The sequence below is a fragment of the Sandaracinobacteroides saxicola genome, from assembly GCF_014117445.1.
Lineage (GTDB): Bacteria > Pseudomonadota > Alphaproteobacteria > Sphingomonadales > Sphingomonadaceae > Sandaracinobacteroides_A > Sandaracinobacteroides_A saxicola.
The window spans coordinates 594940-611163 of the sequence record NZ_CP059851.1; the positions used below are offsets into that span (position 1 = coordinate 594940).

General features: G+C 67.7%; 21 protein-coding genes. 11 read left to right on the plus strand and 10 right to left on the minus strand.

Going from position 1 to position 16224, the window contains the following annotated elements:
• Nucleotides 1–62: 62 nt before the first annotated feature.
• From H3309_RS02840 to H3309_RS02855, 4 genes are read left to right on the plus strand one after another with little or no spacing between them, the layout of a single operon-like run.
• Nucleotides 63–377, plus strand: a complete 315-nt coding sequence (locus H3309_RS02840) for a hypothetical protein (protein WP_182297280.1) — start codon at nucleotides 63–65, stop codon at nucleotides 375–377.
• Nucleotides 377–1060 (plus strand): uracil-DNA glycosylase, encoded by a 684-nt coding sequence (gene ung, locus H3309_RS02845; RefSeq protein ID WP_182297281.1) that lies wholly within the window; start codon nucleotides 377–379, stop codon nucleotides 1058–1060. The genes H3309_RS02840 and ung overlap by 1 nt, the downstream gene beginning before the upstream one ends.
• Nucleotides 1061–1119: 59 nt before the next feature.
• Complete coding sequence (locus H3309_RS02850) at nucleotides 1120–3009, plus strand: alkyl/aryl-sulfatase (protein ID WP_182297282.1); 1890 nt, start codon at nucleotides 1120–1122, stop codon at nucleotides 3007–3009.
• A complete protein-coding gene (locus H3309_RS02855; RefSeq protein ID WP_182297283.1) occupies nucleotides 3006–3320 on the plus strand; it encodes a DUF952 domain-containing protein in 315 nt (104 codons plus the stop codon). The genes H3309_RS02850 and H3309_RS02855 overlap by 4 nt, the downstream gene beginning before the upstream one ends.
• On the opposite strand, the gene H3309_RS02860 is transcribed toward H3309_RS02855, so the two are convergent.
• Nucleotides 3288–4496, minus strand: a complete 1209-nt coding sequence (locus tag H3309_RS02860; RefSeq protein ID WP_182297284.1) for a right-handed parallel beta-helix repeat-containing protein — start codon at nucleotides 4494–4496, stop codon at nucleotides 3288–3290. The two genes, H3309_RS02855 and H3309_RS02860, sit on opposite strands and share 33 nt — an antisense overlap.
• Before the next feature lie 159 nt (nucleotides 4497–4655).
• Nucleotides 4656–5273 carry a glutathione S-transferase family protein gene (locus H3309_RS02865; RefSeq protein ID WP_182297285.1) on the minus strand — a complete coding sequence of 206 codons (618 nt, stop codon included), beginning with the start codon at nucleotides 5271–5273 and terminating at the stop codon, nucleotides 4656–4658.
• 55 nt (nucleotides 5274–5328) lie between these two features.
• Here H3309_RS02865 and murA point away from each other — a divergent pair, with 55 nt between their 5' ends.
• The gene (murA, locus tag H3309_RS02870) at nucleotides 5329–6609 is read left to right on the plus strand and encodes a UDP-N-acetylglucosamine 1-carboxyvinyltransferase (RefSeq protein ID WP_182297286.1); all 1281 of its coding nucleotides are present in this window, start codon (nucleotides 5329–5331) and stop codon (nucleotides 6607–6609) included.
• A complete protein-coding gene (locus H3309_RS02875) occupies nucleotides 6602–6997 on the plus strand; it encodes a DUF2948 family protein (RefSeq protein ID WP_182297287.1) in 396 nt (131 codons plus the stop codon). Before murA ends, H3309_RS02875 begins: the two co-directional genes overlap by 8 nt.
• Nucleotides 6998–7050: 53 nt before the next feature.
• On the opposite strand, the gene H3309_RS02880 is transcribed toward H3309_RS02875, so the two are convergent.
• Genes H3309_RS02880 through H3309_RS02910 form a run of 7 tightly spaced genes read right to left on the minus strand, consistent with a single transcriptional unit; the run spans nucleotide 7051 to nucleotide 11297 of the window.
• Nucleotides 7051–7473, minus strand: coding sequence for a hypothetical protein (locus tag H3309_RS02880; protein ID WP_182297288.1), 423 nt, complete (start codon nucleotides 7471–7473; stop codon nucleotides 7051–7053).
• The gene (locus H3309_RS02885) at nucleotides 7451–7936 is read right to left on the minus strand and encodes a pyridoxamine 5'-phosphate oxidase family protein (protein WP_182297289.1); all 486 of its coding nucleotides are present in this window, start codon (nucleotides 7934–7936) and stop codon (nucleotides 7451–7453) included. Before H3309_RS02885 ends, H3309_RS02880 begins: the two co-directional genes overlap by 23 nt.
• A gap of 9 nt (nucleotides 7937–7945) precedes the next feature.
• A complete protein-coding gene (locus tag H3309_RS02890; RefSeq protein ID WP_182297290.1) occupies nucleotides 7946–8470 on the minus strand; it encodes a Dps family protein in 525 nt (174 codons plus the stop codon).
• Between the two features lie 11 nt (nucleotides 8471–8481).
• Nucleotides 8482–8658: a DUF1328 family protein gene (locus H3309_RS02895; protein WP_182297291.1), complete on the minus strand. Its 177-nt coding sequence runs from the start codon at nucleotides 8656–8658 to the stop codon at nucleotides 8482–8484.
• A gap of 38 nt (nucleotides 8659–8696) precedes the next feature.
• Nucleotides 8697–10427 carry a sensor histidine kinase gene (locus tag H3309_RS02900; protein WP_182297292.1) on the minus strand — a complete coding sequence of 577 codons (1731 nt, stop codon included), beginning with the start codon at nucleotides 10425–10427 and terminating at the stop codon, nucleotides 8697–8699.
• 4 nt (nucleotides 10428–10431) lie between these two features.
• Nucleotides 10432–11100 carry a sigma-70 family RNA polymerase sigma factor gene (locus tag H3309_RS02905; RefSeq protein WP_243453817.1) on the minus strand — a complete coding sequence of 223 codons (669 nt, stop codon included), beginning with the start codon at nucleotides 11098–11100 and terminating at the stop codon, nucleotides 10432–10434.
• Nucleotides 11097–11297, minus strand: a complete 201-nt coding sequence (locus tag H3309_RS02910; protein ID WP_182297293.1) for a NepR family anti-sigma factor — start codon at nucleotides 11295–11297, stop codon at nucleotides 11097–11099. Before H3309_RS02910 ends, H3309_RS02905 begins: the two co-directional genes overlap by 4 nt.
• Nucleotides 11298–11429: 132 nt before the next feature.
• On the opposite strand from H3309_RS02910, the gene H3309_RS02915 reads away from it, so the two are divergent.
• Both H3309_RS02915 and H3309_RS02920 read left to right on the plus strand, forming a co-directional pair.
• Nucleotides 11430–12248 carry a response regulator gene (locus tag H3309_RS02915; protein ID WP_182297294.1) on the plus strand — a complete coding sequence of 273 codons (819 nt, stop codon included), beginning with the start codon at nucleotides 11430–11432 and terminating at the stop codon, nucleotides 12246–12248.
• Between the two features lie 54 nt (nucleotides 12249–12302).
• Nucleotides 12303–12644, plus strand: coding sequence for a hypothetical protein (locus H3309_RS02920; RefSeq protein ID WP_182297295.1), 342 nt, complete (start codon nucleotides 12303–12305; stop codon nucleotides 12642–12644).
• 157 nt (nucleotides 12645–12801) lie between these two features.
• Here the strand turns inward: H3309_RS02920 and H3309_RS02925 are convergent, their stop codons facing one another.
• Nucleotides 12802–13140, minus strand: coding sequence for a hypothetical protein (locus H3309_RS02925; RefSeq protein ID WP_243453818.1), 339 nt, complete (start codon nucleotides 13138–13140; stop codon nucleotides 12802–12804).
• 100 nt (nucleotides 13141–13240) lie between these two features.
• Between H3309_RS02925 and H3309_RS02930 the strand changes: the two genes are divergently transcribed.
• The 3 genes from H3309_RS02930 to H3309_RS02940 are packed head-to-tail and all read left to right on the plus strand — an operon-like array spanning nucleotide 13241 to nucleotide 16219.
• Entirely contained in the window at nucleotides 13241–14767 is a 1527-nt protein-coding gene (locus tag H3309_RS02930) for a sensor histidine kinase (RefSeq protein ID WP_182297296.1), read from the plus strand.
• Entirely contained in the window at nucleotides 14751–15191 is a 441-nt protein-coding gene (locus tag H3309_RS02935) for a response regulator (RefSeq protein ID WP_182297297.1), read from the plus strand. The genes H3309_RS02930 and H3309_RS02935 overlap by 17 nt, the downstream gene beginning before the upstream one ends.
• Nucleotides 15188–16219 (plus strand): sensor histidine kinase, encoded by a 1032-nt coding sequence (locus tag H3309_RS02940; RefSeq protein ID WP_182297298.1) that lies wholly within the window; start codon nucleotides 15188–15190, stop codon nucleotides 16217–16219. The genes H3309_RS02935 and H3309_RS02940 overlap by 4 nt, the downstream gene beginning before the upstream one ends.
• The last annotated feature ends 5 nt before the right edge of the window (nucleotides 16220–16224 follow it).

Below are 16224 nucleotides of genomic sequence, written 5' to 3' on the forward strand. Positions count from 1 at the left end.
AGACTAGCATCAGCATTGGGATCAACAGGCGTCGCATGCGCGCCAGCTTAAGGGGCTGCACGGTGAAGGCAAGACGATGGGCCGCGAACCTGGGCTTTCTGCTGCTGGGGCTGGTGCTGCTGTGGCAGCTCGTCCTGCACTCGCCGCTGGGGCGGCGGGCGGATGTCGCCGCGGGCTATAGCGCGCGGGTGATCTGCGCCTGCCATTTCGTGGCCGGGCGCTCCCTGCAATCCTGCCTGACCGACATGGAGCCGGGGACCGAGCTGGCGCGGGTGACCATCGACGACAGCGCCGGCCGGGTGACGAGCGTGGTGCCGCTGCTGGCGCGGCGGAGCGCGAGCGTGCGCGGTGACCTTGGCTGCACGATTGATCCCTGATGGCCGGGCCGCGCATGGATGAAAGCTGGCGCGCGGCGCTGGCGGATGAATTCGCGTCCGAGCGGATGGGGCGGTTGCGCGATTTCCTGCGGGCGGAGAAAGCGGCGGGGAAGCGCATCTATCCGCACAGCGCCAACTGGTTCCGCGCGCTGGAGCTGACGGCGCTGGATGATGTGCGCGTAGTGATATTGGGGCAAGATCCCTATCATGGGCCGGGGCAGGCGCACGGGCTGGCGTTCAGCGTGCTGCCGGGCGTGCCGGTGCCGCCGAGCCTGCTGAACATCTACAAGGAACTGCACAGCGACGCAGGCGTCGCGCCGGCGCGGCATGGTTTCCTGGAACCCTGGGCGGCGCAGGGCGTGCTGCTGCTGAACAGCGTGCTGACGGTGGAGGCCGGGCGCGCGGCCTCCCACGCGGGGCAGGGGTGGGAGGGGTTTACCGATGCCATCGTGGCGCGGCTGAATGCCGAACCCCGGCGCATCGTCTTCCTGCTGTGGGGCGCGCAGGCGGCGAAGAAGGGGGCGATCGTGGACACCGGCCGGCATGCCGTGCTGAAGGCGGCGCATCCCTCTCCGCTGTCGGCGCACAATGGTTTTTTCGGCTGCCGGCATTTCTCGCGCGCCAACGCCCTGTTGGCGGAAAGCGGCGCTTCGCCGATTGACTGGGCGCTACCGCCGCTCTGACGCTTGCCAGCGCTTCCCTGACATGGCGCAATGCGTGCCAGAATCGGGGAGGACATGCCGTGTTGAAAGCGATGTTGTTGGCGGCCGTTGTGGTGACGGCGCCGGTCAGGGCCGATCCGGCGGTGCCCGATCCGGCGGATATGCGCGATTTTGCCTTCGCCGATCAGGGGTTCGTGGCGACGCGCGCCGATCCGCTGATCCGCGCGGAGGATGGCCGGCCGGTGTGGAATCTGGACCGCTTTGCCTGGGCGCGGAAGGGGGCGGCGCCGCCGACCATCCACCCCAGCCTGTGGCGCAACCTGCAACTGCAAAGCCGGCACGGACTGTACAAGGTGGCCGACGGCGTGCACCAGGTGCGCGGCTTCGACGTGTCGAACATGACCATCGTCAGCGGGCGCACGGGCTATATCGTCGTCGATCCGCTGGTGACGGTGGAGACGGCGCGCGCGGCGATGGCGCTGGTGAAGGAGAAGCTGGGCGACCGGCCGGTGGTGGCGGTCATCTATACCCACAGCCACAGCGACCATTTCGGCGGGGTGCGCGGCGTGGTGGACGAAGCCGCGGTGAAGGCCGGCAAGGTGGCGATCATCGCGCCCGACGAGTTCCCGGAGCATGCCGCGTCGGAGAATGTCATCGCGGGCACGGCGATGGCGCGGCGGGCGCAATATCAGTTCGGCATCGGGCTGGAGCCGGGGCCGGAGGGCACGGCGGGGAGCGGCATCGGGCTGGGGATTTCCGCCGGTGCGATCAGCCTGCTGGCGCCCACCGACCTGATCAGGGCGACCGGTGACACGCGGGTGATCGATGGCGTGCGTTTCGAGTTCCAGATGGTGCCGGAGACCGAGGCGCCGGCGGAGATGAACTTCATCCTGCCGGAGCGCAGCACGCTGCTGATCGCCGAGCAGGCGACCTGCACCTTCCACAACATCCAGACGCCGCGCGGCGCGCCGGTGCGCGACGCGCTGGCCTGGGCGCGATACCTGACGCAGGCGCTGCGGCTCTATGCGCCGCGCGTGGACCGGGTGGCGATGAGCCATTGCGCGCCGCGTTTCGGCACGGCGGAGGTGCGCGATTTCCTGGGGAAGCAGCGCGACCTGTACAAATATGTCCATGACCAGAGCGTGCGGATGATGAACCTGGGCGCGACGCCAGCGGAAATCGCCGAGGCGCTGACGCTGCCGGACAGCCTGGCGCGGGAATGGTATAACCGGGGCTATTACGGGACGCTGAGCCACAATGCGAAGGCAGTCTATGACCGCTACATGGGCTGGTTCGATGGCAATCCGGCGAGCCTGAACCCGCATCCGCCGGCGGTGCTGGGGGCCAAAATGGTGGCGGCGTTCGGGGGTGCGGCGGCGATGCTGGCGGCGGCGGAAGCGGCGGTGGCGGCAAAGGACGACCGGTTCGCGGTGACGCTGCTGAACCACCTGGTCTTCGCGCAGCCGGACAATGCGCGCGCGCGGGAATTGCTTGCCGGGGCCTATCGGCGGCTGGGTTTCGCGTCGGAAAGCGCGATCTGGCGCAACATCTATCTGATGGGGGCAAAGGAGCTGCTGGCGCCACGGGAGCGCCGGCCGGCGGCGCTGAGCCTGGACCTGATCACGGCGATGCCGACGGAGACCTTCTTTGACGCGATGGCAAGCCGGCTGAACCCGGAGCGGATCGGCGACCGGGCCTTTTCCGTGCAGCTGAACCTAGCGGATCGCGGCCCGGTGCACCTGTCGGTCAGGAACCGCGTGCTGGTGAGTGAGCCGGGGGTGACGGCGCCGGCGGAGGTGACGGTGGCGACGGACACGCGCGGGCTGCTGGCGCTGCTGGGAACGGCGATGCCGGTCGCGGGGCTGCAGGCGGCGGGGCTGTTGAGCGTGACGGGCGATGCCGCGCCGCTGGAAGCGCTGCGGGCGTCGCTGGAGACATTGGTTCCGGACTTTGCCATTGTGGAGCCATGACGATCGTCAAGATTTTCCGGGCCGCGGAATGGGCGGCGTTCCAGGCCACCGGTCGGTTCGCCGGGTCGGCGGACGATGTGCGCGACGGTTTCATTCACCTGTCCACCGGTGAGCAGGTCGCGGGCACGCTGGAACGGCATTTCAAGGGTGAAACGCAGCTCATCCTCGCCGAGCTGGCGCTCGACGAGGATGATCCGACCCTGAAGTGGGAAGTGTCGAGAGGCGGCACGCGCTTTCCCCACCTGTATCGCGCGCTGACGCTGGCGGATGTGCTGCGGTCAGAGGCGGCTGAGGCGGCTCAGTTCGGTTAGCCGCTCGCGATAACGGGCGTCGACTTCGGCAAGTGGTACGCTTCCGATGTTGCGCACCGGGGTGAAGCCGGCGCCGAGGCCGGCGGACTGGCTGCCGGAGCGGACGTTGAAATCCTCGACACGGGTAAGGCTGATGCCGATATTGCCGACAAACTGCGCTGCGGGTGAGGCGCCTCCCGGGTTGCGGACGTCAGCCAGATCGACATTGTTGCGCATCGTCGGGGTTGAGGCGATGTTGAGGAAGTGGGGGGCGATGTTGCGCTCGATCGTGATTCCGGTGGAGTTGCGAGCGAGGATGCCGGGCTCGTGGACGACATCGGGACTGGAGACGGCAGTGTTGCGCGCGATCAGGCCGCGATCGACATTCGCCAAGCTGAAAGCGGAGCGCATGGTGCCGAAGTAAAGATTGTTGATGACGGTGATATCGCTGTGGTTGAAGGCCGGATCGCCGGTCTCGTTGCGTACGAAGAAACCCTGAGCCTGATGGCTGGTGAGTTTCATGGCATTGTTGCTGACGGTGATATGACGGCTCGCCATGGGAATGGCGCCGGCATAGACTTGGATCGCGTCGCTATGGTCACCGAGCGCCAGATTCGGGCGGATGTCGGAGAAATGATTGGCATCGATAACGACACCGCGGACGCCGGTGAGGTTCAATCCTTCGCGGGCCACAGAGACCCTGTTGCTGGCAAAGGTAAAGGCGCTGACATCGTCGATCAGCAGCGCCATCCTGGCTTCACGGAAGCTGCTGTTCATGACCAGACCGCCGGTGGTGCGCATGAAGCGCAGCATCAGGCCGTCGTCGTTGGGGTCGTTGTTCACGGACCCGGTGAAGGTGCAGCTGACGAAATGAATGTCGCGGCCGCCCCGTACCACGGCGCCAGCGGTCGTATTTCCTTCGCCCGGCTGCAGGATGTGGCGCACTTCGATCGCTTCAAAGCGCAGCCTGCTGCTGTCACGGATGACCATGTCGGTGAAGACAGCCCGCCGATTGGCATCGGCCGAACGGATGCGAACGGGTGCCGCGGGGTTGATATTTTGAAGGTTGAGCATGCCATAGTTGCCAGGGGCCAGCACGATATCGGCGGGCTGAGTGATGGTGCGAAGCAAGGATATGATCTGGGCGCTGCTGGATGCTTGAAAGACAGTGGTCGCTGTTAACGGTGTCGTCATCATGAGAGCAGCGCCGGCAAGAAGAGAAAGCATGTTACGTGGCATTGGCAATGTCCTTGTCACTCGGGATATTCGAATGACGCACATGCTTGCCCGAATTTAATGCTGTGTTACCGGCAGTTAAGACTGATCAGTATTTGTTCACCATTTTCGCGTCAATAGTCATCCCTGTGCCAGTTTCGCGCGGGCGAAGGCGGGGCGGGCCTGGCAGCGGTCCCACCAGGCGCGGATGCCGGGTGCCACGTCGGCGATCAGGCCGAGGTGGCCCGCGAGCAGGAAGGCATAGCCGACGGCGATGTCGGCGGCGGTGAAGCGGCCGGCGCACAGCCACTCGCGCCCGTCCGCCAGCGCGCGATCCACCCACAGGGTGCGGGCGAGGAACCATTTGGCGTAATCCTCGGCGACCTTCGGCTGGCGCTTTTCCGGCGGTTCGAGGACCCGGTAGCGGAAGGTGATGGTCTGCGGAAAGGTCAGCGTCGCGTCCGACTGGTGCAGGAAGTTGAGCCAGGCGGCATAGTCGGGGTCTTGGCAGTCGACGGCGAGCGGCGTCGGGCCATGTTTCGTGACGAGATAATGCACGATGCCGGCGCTTTCGGTCATCGCCGCCTCGCCATCGGTGAAGAAAGGGATGGTGCCCAGCGGGTTGACCGAAAGATAGTCCGGCGCGCGGTAGCGCGGCGGGAAGGGCAGCAGCATCAGCTCATAGGGCAGGCCCATTTCTTCGAGCGCCCACAGCGCGCGGAACGAACGCGCGTCGGCGCAATGCCACAGCTTCAGCATGTCTCTCTCCTTTGGCCGTGGATTAGCGGGCGCATTGCGGCTATTCACCTCACCTATGGACCAGATACGCATTCGTGGCGGCCGCACGCTGTCGGGCCGGTTGCCGATTTCAGGCGCGAAGAACGCCGCGCTGACGCTGATGCCGGCGGCGCTCTTGACCGACGAGCCGCTGACGCTCAGGAACCTGCCGCGGCTGGCCGATGTCGACACCTTCAGCCACCTGCTGAACCAGCATGGCGCCTCGACCGCGGTGGAGGGGTCCCGGCCGGAGGATTTCGGCCGGGTGATGACCCTGCGCGCCGGGAAGATCACCTCCACCACGGCACCCTATGACATCGTGCGCAAGATGCGCGCCTCGATCCTGGTGCTGGGGCCGCTGCTGGCGCGCGAGGGCGTGGCGACGGTGAGCCAGCCGGGCGGCTGCGCCATCGGCAACCGGCCGATCGACCTGCATCTGAAGGGGCTGGAGGCGCTGGGGGCGGAGATCGAGCTGACCAGCGGCTATGTACGGGCGAAGGCACCGGGTGGGCTTCGTGGCGGGCGCATCACCTTTCCGATGGTGAGCGTGGGGGCGACCGAAAATGTGCTGATGGCGGCCGTGCTGGCGAAGGGCGAGAGCGTGATCGAGAATGCCGCGCGGGAGCCGGAGATCGTTGATCTGGCGAACTGCCTGGTGGCGATGGGCGCGAAGATCGAGGGGATCGGCAGCGAGCGGCTGCTGGTGCAGGGGCGCGACCGGCTGCACGGGGCGACCTATGCCGTGATGGCGGACCGGATCGAGACGGGGAGCTATGCCTGCGCGGTGGCGACCGCGGGGGGCGAGATCGAGCTGGTGGGGGCGACGGCGGCCTCGCTGGGGGCGACGCTGGACGCGCTGCATCAGGCGGGGGTGGAGACGCACCAGACAAACGATGGTTTACTGGTGAAACGGGCGAACGGATTGCACGGCATCAATGTCGGCACGGCGCCCTACCCTGGGTTCCCGACCGACATGCAGGCGCAGTTCATGGCGATGCTGTGCCTGGCCGAGGGCGCCAGCCTGCTGACCGAGACGATCTTCGAAAACCGCTTCATGCATGCGCCGGAACTGTCGCGCATGGGCGCGGACATTACGGTGAAGGGGCGGTCGGCGTTTGTGCGGGGCGTGCCGGCGTTGACGGGGGCGCCGGTGATGGCGACCGACCTGCGCGCCTCGATGAGCCTGATCATCGCCGGACTGGCGGCGCAGGGGGAAACGGTGGTGAGCCGCATCTATCACCTGGACCGCGGTTACGAGCGGCTGGAAGAGAAACTGCAAGGTGTTGGCGCTGATATCGAGCGTGTCAGCGATGGCTGACGCGCTGCATCTTCGCGCCGAAAATCCCGAGGACCTGCCGGCGCTGTCGGCGCTGGTGCAGGACATGGTGCTGAAGGCCGGCGACGTAGCGTTCGACGCGCGGCGGCGGATGCTGGTGCTGGTGGGGAACCGGTTCCGCTGGGAGGACCGGCAGGCGAGCCGGGTGCGCAGCGCGTTGCGGATCGGCGGCGTGCTGAAGGCCAGCCAGCGGCGCTGGCCGGCGGACGGGGAGACGGTGCTGGACCTGCTGGCGCTGACCGCCACCGCGGACAGCTTGAGCCTGCTGTTCGCCGACGACATCAGCATCCGCCTGCGGGTCGAGTGCATCGACCTGACACTGGATGACCTGTCGGGCCCCTGGGGGGCGACGCGGCGACCCGCGCATTGAAAAGCCCCGGCAGCAGCACTGCCGGGGCTTTGGTTCATGGGTGAAACGCTGGTTTACTTGCGAACCGCGTCGGCCTGGTCTTCCATGGCGTCGGCCTTCTTCTCGGTATTGGCGCGGACGGCGTCGGCCTGGTCTTCCATCTTGTCCGCCTTGGCCTCGCCGGCGACGCGGGCGGCGTCGGCATTGTTTTCCATCTTGTCCGCGGCGTTTTCAGCCCCGGCGGCGCCCGCCATTTCGGCGTTTTCAACGGCCTTTTCGTTCGGGCCCTGCGCCGGGGAATCCTCGCCCGCGGTGAAGCCGGCGTTGGCGTCCTTTTGTTCAGCCGCATTTTCCTTGGCGCTGTCGCAGGCGACGAGCGTCAGCGACGCGATGGTGGCGGCCAGAAGGGTCATGAATTTGGTCATGGTCATTCTCCTGTTTTTCGGCAAACGCGGCAATGGCGCGCCGGTTCCCTCAATTGATGCGGGCGCTGACATCGTCGCCCATGTTGTCGGCCGACGTGCCGGTGATTACGGCGGCGGCCATGCGCGCGAGCGACACGATCATCGTCGGGCCGTCCCACATTTCGCCGATGGCGGGTTCGAAGCGCAGGGCGACAATCCCGGGATCATCCGGCCCCTGCGGATAGAAGGCCTGCGCCGCGGTCGACCACAGCCGCTTCACGGTGGCGCGGTCGCTGACGACCGTGCTGTGCCCGGTGAAGGCGACATGGTTGTTGCCGCCGTCGGAGAAGGTGACGGCGGAGGTGCCGTCGGCCTCGATCTCCCATTCCTTGGCGCTGTCGGCGCTGGTCAGGAACCAGACCAGCCGCTCGTCGGCCTTGACGATGGCCGACATCGGCCGGGCATGCGGGCCTTCGGCGCCGCGGGTGACCAGCATCGCCGTGCGGATCTTTCCCGCCATGGCGAAGATGCGGTCGATATCCTCATGATCTGACATGGCCGCTCCTCAATTCAGGTGCATCTGGAGCATCCAGGCATTCTGCTCATGCTGGCCCAGGCGGCCGGTGAGCAGATCGGCGGTGACGACATCGTCATGCTCCTCGGCGGTTTCCACGGCGTCGCGCAGCGTCTTGCACAGCAAGCCGTTGTCGCGCACCAGCATGGCGATCATCGAGCCGGCGTCGGCCGGGCGATCCTCATCCTTGATGGAGGACAGCTCGCCATAGGTGGTGTAGCTGGCGGGCGCCTTGTGGCCCAGGGCACGGATGCGTTCGGCGACCTTGTCGATGGCCTCGTACAGGTCCTCATACTGCCCTTCGGTCAGCTTGTGCAGGCCGTAGAAGCTGGCACCGGCGACGTTCCAGTGGACGCCCTGGGTCTTGATGAAGAGCTGGTAGCAATCGGCGAGCACCCGCCCGAGGGCTTCGGCGACCGCGGCATAGCCTTCAGTTTCGAGGCCGGTGCCCGGGTCGAATTCGGCCTTTTCGGTGTCGAGGGCGAGCGTTTCATCGGATTTGGCGCGCGTTGCCATGATGCGATCCTTCAGAGACGGGGGCTGCGGCCGCGCGCCAGGCTGACGATCAGGCTGACGGCGAACAGGATGATGAAGATGAAGAACAGGATCTTGGCGATCCCGGCCGACGCCGCCGCGATGCCGCCAAAGCCGAACACGGCAGCGACGATAGCGACGACGAGGAAAATCAGTGCCCAGTTGAGCATGGCAACCTCCGTTGGATGAGTGATGACAGGGTAACGCCCTACTCTCCCGGGGGTTCCCTGCGTCCGGCGAGGGGGAAGGACAGCACCAGGCGGGTGCCCGCGGGCACGTCGCCACGCTCGAACCGGCCGCCGAGCTGGGCGGCGATGGCGCCGAGCAGGCGCAGGCCGCGGCCGCTGAGCGACGGGTTGTGGCCGATGCCGTCATCCTCCACGGTCAGTTCGCCGGTGTCGTGGCGGATGCGCAAGCGCAGGCGGATGTGACCGGGCCGCCCCTCCGGAAAGGCGTGGATCAGGGCGTTGCTGACCGCCTCGACGATCCACAGCGTCAGTGGCTCGGCGGTGTCGATGGCGACGGGCGCATCGTCGAGGTCGCAGTCGAGGTCGATGTCGTCGCGGCCGACGATGCGTTGCAGCTGGGTGCAGAGGTCGCCGATCAGGCGCTTCAGGGACACCATGGTCAGCTCGCCGGTCTCGTAGAGCAGGCGGTGGACGAGGCCGAGCGCGGCGACGCGCATTTCGGCGGAGCGCAGCGCGCGCTGCGCCGCGGAATCGGGCACGCGGCGCAGCTGCGTGGTGAGGATGGCGGAGACCGTCTGGAGGTTGTTCTTGACGCGGTGGTGCAGCTCGCGGGCGAGTTCGCGCTGTGTGTCGAGCGAGGATCGGAGGCGGGCGTCGCGCTCGTCGATGGTGAGTCCCATGCGGCGCAGGTCGGCGGCGAAGCGGCGGATTTCCAGCGGCGCGCCCTCGAAGCTGGCGGCGCGGCTGCGATAGTCGCCGGCGGCATAGGCGGCGGCGAGGCGGCGCAGCTCCCCCAGCCAATCGAGCACCAGGCGATTGGCACCGAACCAGATGGCGAGGCTGCCGAGCAGCAGCGCCAGGATCGGCAGCACGATGGCGGCGGTCACCTGCCAGCGGCCGGGCGCCGACAGGCTGACCTCCGGACGGGCATAGGCGACATGATAGACGGCCGGGCCGGCGCCTTCGCGGAACAGCGGCGCGACGGCGTAGCGCCAGCGCCGCCCGTCCCCGCCGGTGGCGCGCAGCACGCGGTCGACCGGCTGGTTGACCAGGAAGCGCGCCGGGCCGTCCCGGTCGCTTTCCAGCAGCGGCCGCCCGTTGGCATCGAGCAGCACCACCAGCTGCTCGGGGCCGAGATAGCGTTGGCGCAAATTTTCGCGCAGGCGCGGAATGTCGATGCTGGCCATGACCGCGCCATCGAAGCGGCCGTCATCCGTGGTGACGGGAAGCACCGCCATGAACACCAGCCGGTCCGAAAGTTCCCCCCAGAGCGGTCCGCGCACCATGAAGCGTGGGCGTTGCGTGAGGTCGGTCCACCAGGGCCGGTCGGTGACGCTGATGCCGCCGTTGGCCGGCTGGCCGCTGCAGGTGACGCGACCGGCGGCATCCAGCCGCACCATGTTGGAGTAGGCGGGAATGGTGGCCACCATCCGCGCCAGCATGCTGTCGCAGGCGGGGCCGCCGGCGAGCACGACGGGGTTGGCGCGCAGCAGGGTGAGCAGTGCCTGCGCGCCATAGAATTGGTTGAGTTCGACGCTGGCGGTGGCGCGGGCGCCGGCGGCGAGGCGGCGGTTGATGTCGGCCTGTTCGCGCCCCACCGCCTCGTTCGCCTGCCAGGCGGAGATGATGGCGATGGGCAGCATGGCGAGCAGCAGCAGCAGCACGAAGCTGGTGCGCAGGCGCCAGCCCTGCGGCCACCATCCGTGACGGCGTGGCGCGGAGGTCTCGTCCGCCGGGTCCAGCGAGGGCACGGGATCAGGCAGCGGCGGGGAGATCCGGCCGCGACGGGCGCTGCGACGCTCCCTCGCTTCGGTCGGACAGGGGCAACCTGTCGGCGGGCTTCGGACCGTCGAGGTAGCGGGTCAGGGCGGCGCGGGCGCGGGCGACGCGGCTTTTCACCGTGCCGACGGCGCAGCCGGTGACCTCCGCCACCTCCTCATAGGGCATGCCCGACGCATTGACGAGCAGCAGCGCTTCGCGCTGTTCCGGCGAGAGGGTGGCGAGGCCGCGTTCGAAATCGCGCATGTGGAGCGCGGTTTCCTGGCCGGCGGGAGAAATCAGCAGGCGCTCGGCGGCGTCGGGGTCCCAGCTGGTCATGCGGCCGGATTTGCGACAGAGCGAGAAATAATGGTTGCGCAGGATGCGGAACGACCAGGCCCGGAAATTGGAATCGAGGCGGAAGCTGGCGCGGGCGGCCCAGGCGCGCATCAGCGTGTCCTGCACGACATCGTCCGCGGTGTCGCGGTTGCCGCACAGCAGGCGGGCGAAGGCCCTCAACGCGGGGACGTTTTTCAGCATGAGCGCACGGAAGATGCGGTCGAATTCTGCCGGCGCCAGTTCCGCCGGCGCCAATTCCGCGGATGCCGATTCAACAGGCGCCATCGAATCGGGTGCATCCGTGGCGCTGTTGGCGGCACCGGTCACGGCCGGGCCCCGTCGCCGTGGGCATCCCCGCGGGGCTGCGCGCTGTCGATCCGGTCGAGCAGCGCCAGCAGGTCATCGGGGACCGGTTCCTCGGCGATCTGGGCGAACAGGCTTTTGAGGCCGGAATCGATGGCGGTCTGCGTGCTCCGCCCAGGGCGGGGCGCAGTGCTGCCGTCCGGTGATGGCGGTTTCTGCATGGATGCCTCGGCCCTCTCGCTCTGTTATCATGCCCTTATGCGCGAAGGAAAAAAAGGTTCCGTCGCGCGGTGGAACATTTTTTCGCCAAGCCCGTTTAGCATTGGCCGAAGTTGCATCATCAAGGGGAAATCATGTCCGCCGCCACGCCAGCCGCCGTTGCACCTGTTTCCCACCCTTCGACCCGGGCCGCCTTCGGACCCCATCTGCCTTTCCTGCGCCGCTATGCCCGCGCGCTCACCGGCTCGCAGCGGTCGGGCGATGCCTATGTGCGGGCGGCGCTGGAGGCGCTGATCGCTGATCCCGACAGCATCCGCCACGATGGCGATCCGCGGGTGGAACTGTTCCGGCTGTTCCATGCCTTCTGGAACGGCGTGGCCGAGGAATCCGGCGACGAGGCCATGGGCAGCCAGGGCGAGGAAATGATCGCCCAGCTGCCGCGCAACCGGCGGGAGGCGCTGCTGCTGACGGCGGTGGAAGGGTTCGGCGCGGCGGACGCGGCGACGATCCTGAACCGGTCCCGCGAGGAGGTCGAAGGCGACATCGCGGCGGCGACGTCGAGCATCGGCGCCGAGATGGCGTGCCGCGTGCTGATCATCGAGGATGAGCCGATCATCGCGCTGCACCTGCAGGACATCGTCGAGGAGATGGGCCACAGCGTTGCCGGCGTGGCCATGACGCACAAGGAAGCGACCGCGATGATGGCGGCCGAACCTGCGGAGCTGGTGCTGGCGGACATCCGGCTGGCGGATGGCTCCTCTGGCATCGATGCCGTCAACGAAATCCTGGCGGCACGGCCGGTGCCGGTGATCTTCATCACCGCCTATCCGGAGCGGCTGCTGACCGGGGAGCGGCCGGAGCCGACCTATCTGATCACCAAGCCGTTCGAGCCGACGATGGTGGTGGCGACGATCGGCCAGGCCTTGATGCTGGCGCGCCAGACCGCCGGCTGAACCGGAACCGCAGCGCTTGCGCGGGGTTTCAGCATCATTCGTTTGAAAGGATGGATGATGCGCGACCGGAATGACGTGGCGAGCGACGATGCCGACTTCGAGACCGTGGCCGGCGATCCGGCCTCTTACTATGCCGACCCGCAGGCGATCGTGGCCGATGACAGCCTGAGCCAGGCGCAGAAGCGGCGGTTCCTGACCGAATGGGCGCAGGACCTGATCGACCGGCAGGCTTCCGACAATGAGGGGATGGCGCCGGCCGCGGGCCATGCCGGCCATGACGATTCGGCGCTGCTGCGGCGGGTGAATGATGCCATCGCGGATGTGGAGATCGCCGGTGAGCGTGAGGCGGGCGCCAACGGCTGGCGGCAATGGTGGCGGCGCCTGACCAGCGGCTGAGCCGACGCGAACATCAGGGCAATCGGATGCCGCCGCCGAAGATGTTCGGCGGCGGCATTTTTCGATGGCCGGATGCTGTTGGTGACCGGACGCAAAAAATCCCCGGATGTCCATGACATCCGGGGAAGGTGGGGTCGAGAGAGGTCAGGGTTCGAAATCAGCGCTTGGCGCTGCCATCATCGGCGGGCTTGTCCACGTCGACGGTGGGGACTTCGATGGTGGTTTCCTTGGTGCCGACATTCACATCGGCGGTTTCCATCTGCACGGCGGGCAGTTCACCGCCCTCCACCTTCACATCGGGGGCACGCAGGCTGCCCGACGTGTCGAAGTTGATGAAACCGGTGGCCCAGGCGATGGCGAAGAGGGCAACGGCGACGAGAAGGATGATGCCCAAGGTGCGACCGAGGCCGCCTTCGCGTTTCTGCACGACCGTGGTCGTGGTGCCGGGGGTGCCGGGGGCCGGACGATAAACGGTTTCGCGAACAGGTTCGGACATGGGCTTGCTCCTTCGACGGATTGGTCTGAGGGCTGAAACCACGGTGAAGGCACATGGTTCCGCGACGAAATATTTTTGCGGACGCGGAACATGGGAGGTGGTGAGACGTAATGCGCGGATGGATGCAGGCGAGCTGCGGGGGCGTAGGGTACGGTTGCAGGCGCTGTGGGCGTCGGCGCCGCTGTTCATCGCGCTGCTGCTAATCATCCTGATCGGGCTGACCACCGCATGGCTGGTGCATGAGAACCGGCGGCAGAATGAGCTGGTCGTCCATACCTTCACGGTCATCAACGAGGCCAACCGCTGGGAGCTGAACTCGGCATCGGCGACGGCGCAGCAGCGCGGCTACATGCTGACGCGGGACCCCGCCTTTCTGGGGCATTTCCGCAATTCCATCGATGCCATGACCCCCTCGGTGGAGCGGCTGGTGCGGCTGACCGCGGACAATGGCGCGCAGCACCGGCGGGCAAGGGAGATCCAGGCGCTGGCGCAGGCGCGGGTACGGGAATTGTGGCGGGTGCAGTCCCTCATCGAAAGCGACGACCGGCAGGCGGCGATGGCGGCGGTGGCGGTGGCGCGGGTGCAGAATGCGACCCTGCGCGACCGGCTGAATGAATTCCGCGCCACGGAGGTCCAGCTGCTGAACCAGCGGCAGGCGCGCGCGGCGAGCAGCGGGCGATGGGTGCTGGTGCTGGTGATCACGGGGCTGGCGACGGCGACGGTGCTGGCGGTGGGGGTGATCCAGGCCCTGAGGCGGACCCTGGGGCAGGTGCGCGAATCGAATGCGCTGGTGACGGCTGCGAACGAGACGCTGGAAGCGCGGGTGCGGGAGCGGACGGCCGAGCTGGTGGAGGCGAACGAGGAATTGCAGCGCTTCGCCTATATCGTCAGCCATGACCTGCGGGCGCCGCTGGTCAATGTCATGGGGTTCACAGCCGAGCTGTCGGAATCGCTTGGGACGCTGACGCGCTTTGCCGAGGCCCGCGCGGCCGACGGCAGCGATGCGCTGCCTGGCGAGGTGCGGCGGGCCATCGGCGAGGACCTGCCGGAAGCGATCGGCTTCATCAACGCGAGTTCGGCGAAGATGGACCGGCTGATCAAGGCGATCCTGAACCTGGCGCGGGCGGGGCGGCGGACGCTGACGCCCGAGCCGACGTCGCTCGACTGGCTGGTGGCCGGCGTGGTGGCGACGCTGAAGCACCAGATCGACAGCGCCGGCGCGCGGGTGGAGGTGGGGAGCCTGCCCACCATCGAGGCCGACCGGGTGATGCTGGACCAGATTTTCGCCAACCTCATCGAGAATGCGGTCAAATATCGGCGGGCGAATGTGGCGCCGGTGATCCGGGTGGAGGGCGAACTGGCGGGGCCGGTGGCGACCATCCGGGTGATCGACAATGGCCGCGGCATCGCGCCCGCCGACCAGGGGCGGGTGTTCGAGCTGTTCCGCCGCGCCGGCGCGCAGGACCAGCCCGGCGAGGGCCTGGGGCTGGCGCATGTGCGGGCGCTGGTGCGCCGGCTGGGGGGCGGCATCGCGCTGGCCTCGACCCCGGGGGTGGGAAGCATATTCACGGTGACGCTGCCGCGTCATCCGCCGATGGAGGAACGACTGCATGAACGACAGCCATGAGGGCCGCGAGGTGACCATCCTGATGATCGAGGACGATGCCGGACATGCGCGGCTGATCGAGCGCAACATCCGGCGCGCCGGGGTGGCGAACAGGATCGAGCATGTGACCGACGGGACGACGGCGATGGCGCGCCTGTTCGGGGACAGCGACCTGACGGCGCCGCTGCTGATCCTGCTTGACCTGAACCTGCCCGACATGAGCGGGGTGGCGATCCTGGAGCGGTTGAAGGCCGATCCCAGCCGCAAGCCGATTCCGATCATCGTGCTGACCACCACGGACGATTCGCAGGAGATCGCGCGCTGCTATGCGCTGGGGGCGAGTGTTTATATCACCAAGCCGGTGGATTATGATGCCTTCGCCAACGCCATCCGCCAGCTGGGGCTGTTCCTGTCGGTCATCCGGCTGCCCGAGGGGAGCCTGTGAGCGACGTGCTGCGACTGTTGTATATCGACGACGATGCGCTGTTCGCGCGCCTGGTGACGCGGGCCCTGCGGCGCGACGGCATCGAGACGACGCATGCCGACCGCGGCGAGCCCGGGCTGGCGCTGCTGGCGGCCGGCGGCTTCGATGCCGTGGCGCTCGACCACATGATGCCGGGCATGACCGGGCTGGAGACGCTGGCGGCGATCGCCCGGCTGCCGGCGCCGCCGCCGGTCATCTATGTGACCGCGGCGGACGAGGGTCGGATCGCGGTGGCGGCGCTGAAGGCGGGGGCCGCGGACTATGTGCTGAAGGACGCCGGCGATACCTTTTCCGAGCTGCTGGCCGAGACGATCCGGCAGGCGATCGCCGGTGCGCGGCTGCGCGCGGCCAAGGAGGCGGCGGATGCCGCGGTGCGGGAAGCGCGCGACCGCGCGGAAATGCTGTTGAAGGAGGTCAACCACCGGGTGGCCAACAGCCTGGCGCTGGTGAACTCGATGGCGCATCTGCAGGGGCAGGCCAGCGACTCGCCCGAGGTGAAGGCGGCGCTGAAGGCGATGCAGCGGCGGATCGCAGCCATCGGCCAGGTGCACCAGCGGCTGTACACCTCGGACGATGTGCGGGCGGTGTCGATGGACAGTTACTTGTCGGGGCTGTTGCAGGAAATGCAGCAGGCGATGGCGGATGACGGCGCCAAACCCCAGCTGATACTGGAAGCGGAGCCGATCCTGCTGGCGACCGACCAGGCGATCTCCATCGGGGTGGTGGTGACCGAGCTGGTGACCAATGCCTGGAAATATGCCTATCCGGCGGGCGCGGCGGGGGAGGTGCGGGTGGCGTTCCATCGTGTGGACGAGGGGCTGTGCCTGGTGGTGGCCGACGACGGCGTGGGGTTCGACGTGGCGGCGTCACCACGCGGATCGGGCCTGGGCAGCCGGCTGGTGAAGGCGATGGCGGCGGGGCTGCGCGGCCGGCTGCGCTATGAGGCGAATTTGCGGGGAACGCGCGCGAGCCTGCTGTTCGCGGCGTGACGGCG

Excerpts from the sequence above, each read along its gene's own strand:
- H3309_RS02885 (WP_182297289.1), bottom strand. The coding sequence starts at position 7,936 with ATGTCAGATCATGAGGATATCGACCGCATCTTCGCCATGGCGGGAAAG.
- H3309_RS02925 (WP_243453818.1), bottom strand. The coding sequence starts at position 13,140 with ATGTCCGAACCTGTTCGCGAAACCGTTTATCGTCCGGCCCCCGGCACC.
- H3309_RS02865 (WP_182297285.1), bottom strand. The coding sequence starts at position 5,273 with ATGCTGAAGCTGTGGCATTGCGCCGACGCGCGTTCGTTCCGCGCGCTG.
- H3309_RS02880 (WP_182297288.1), bottom strand. The coding sequence starts at position 7,473 with ATGTCAGCGCCCGCATCAATTGAGGGAACCGGCGCGCCATTGCCGCGT.
- H3309_RS02895 (WP_182297291.1), bottom strand. The coding sequence starts at position 8,658 with ATGCTCAACTGGGCACTGATTTTCCTCGTCGTCGCTATCGTCGCTGCC.
- ung (WP_182297281.1), top strand. The coding sequence starts at position 377 with ATGGCCGGGCCGCGCATGGATGAAAGCTGGCGCGCGGCGCTGGCGGAT.
- H3309_RS02855 (WP_182297283.1), top strand. The coding sequence starts at position 3,006 with ATGACGATCGTCAAGATTTTCCGGGCCGCGGAATGGGCGGCGTTCCAG.
- H3309_RS02910 (WP_182297293.1), bottom strand. The coding sequence starts at position 11,297 with ATGCAGAAACCGCCATCACCGGACGGCAGCACTGCGCCCCGCCCTGGG.
- H3309_RS02875 (WP_182297287.1), top strand. The coding sequence starts at position 6,602 with ATGGCTGACGCGCTGCATCTTCGCGCCGAAAATCCCGAGGACCTGCCG.
- H3309_RS02935 (WP_182297297.1), top strand. The coding sequence starts at position 14,751 with ATGAACGACAGCCATGAGGGCCGCGAGGTGACCATCCTGATGATCGAG.
- H3309_RS02920 (WP_182297295.1), top strand. The coding sequence starts at position 12,303 with ATGATGCGCGACCGGAATGACGTGGCGAGCGACGATGCCGACTTCGAG.
- murA (WP_182297286.1), top strand. The coding sequence starts at position 5,329 with ATGGACCAGATACGCATTCGTGGCGGCCGCACGCTGTCGGGCCGGTTG.
- H3309_RS02915 (WP_182297294.1), top strand. The coding sequence starts at position 11,430 with ATGTCCGCCGCCACGCCAGCCGCCGTTGCACCTGTTTCCCACCCTTCG.
- H3309_RS02860 (WP_182297284.1), bottom strand. The coding sequence starts at position 4,496 with ATGATGACGACACCGTTAACAGCGACCACTGTCTTTCAAGCATCCAGC.
- H3309_RS02890 (WP_182297290.1), bottom strand. The coding sequence starts at position 8,470 with ATGGCAACGCGCGCCAAATCCGATGAAACGCTCGCCCTCGACACCGAA.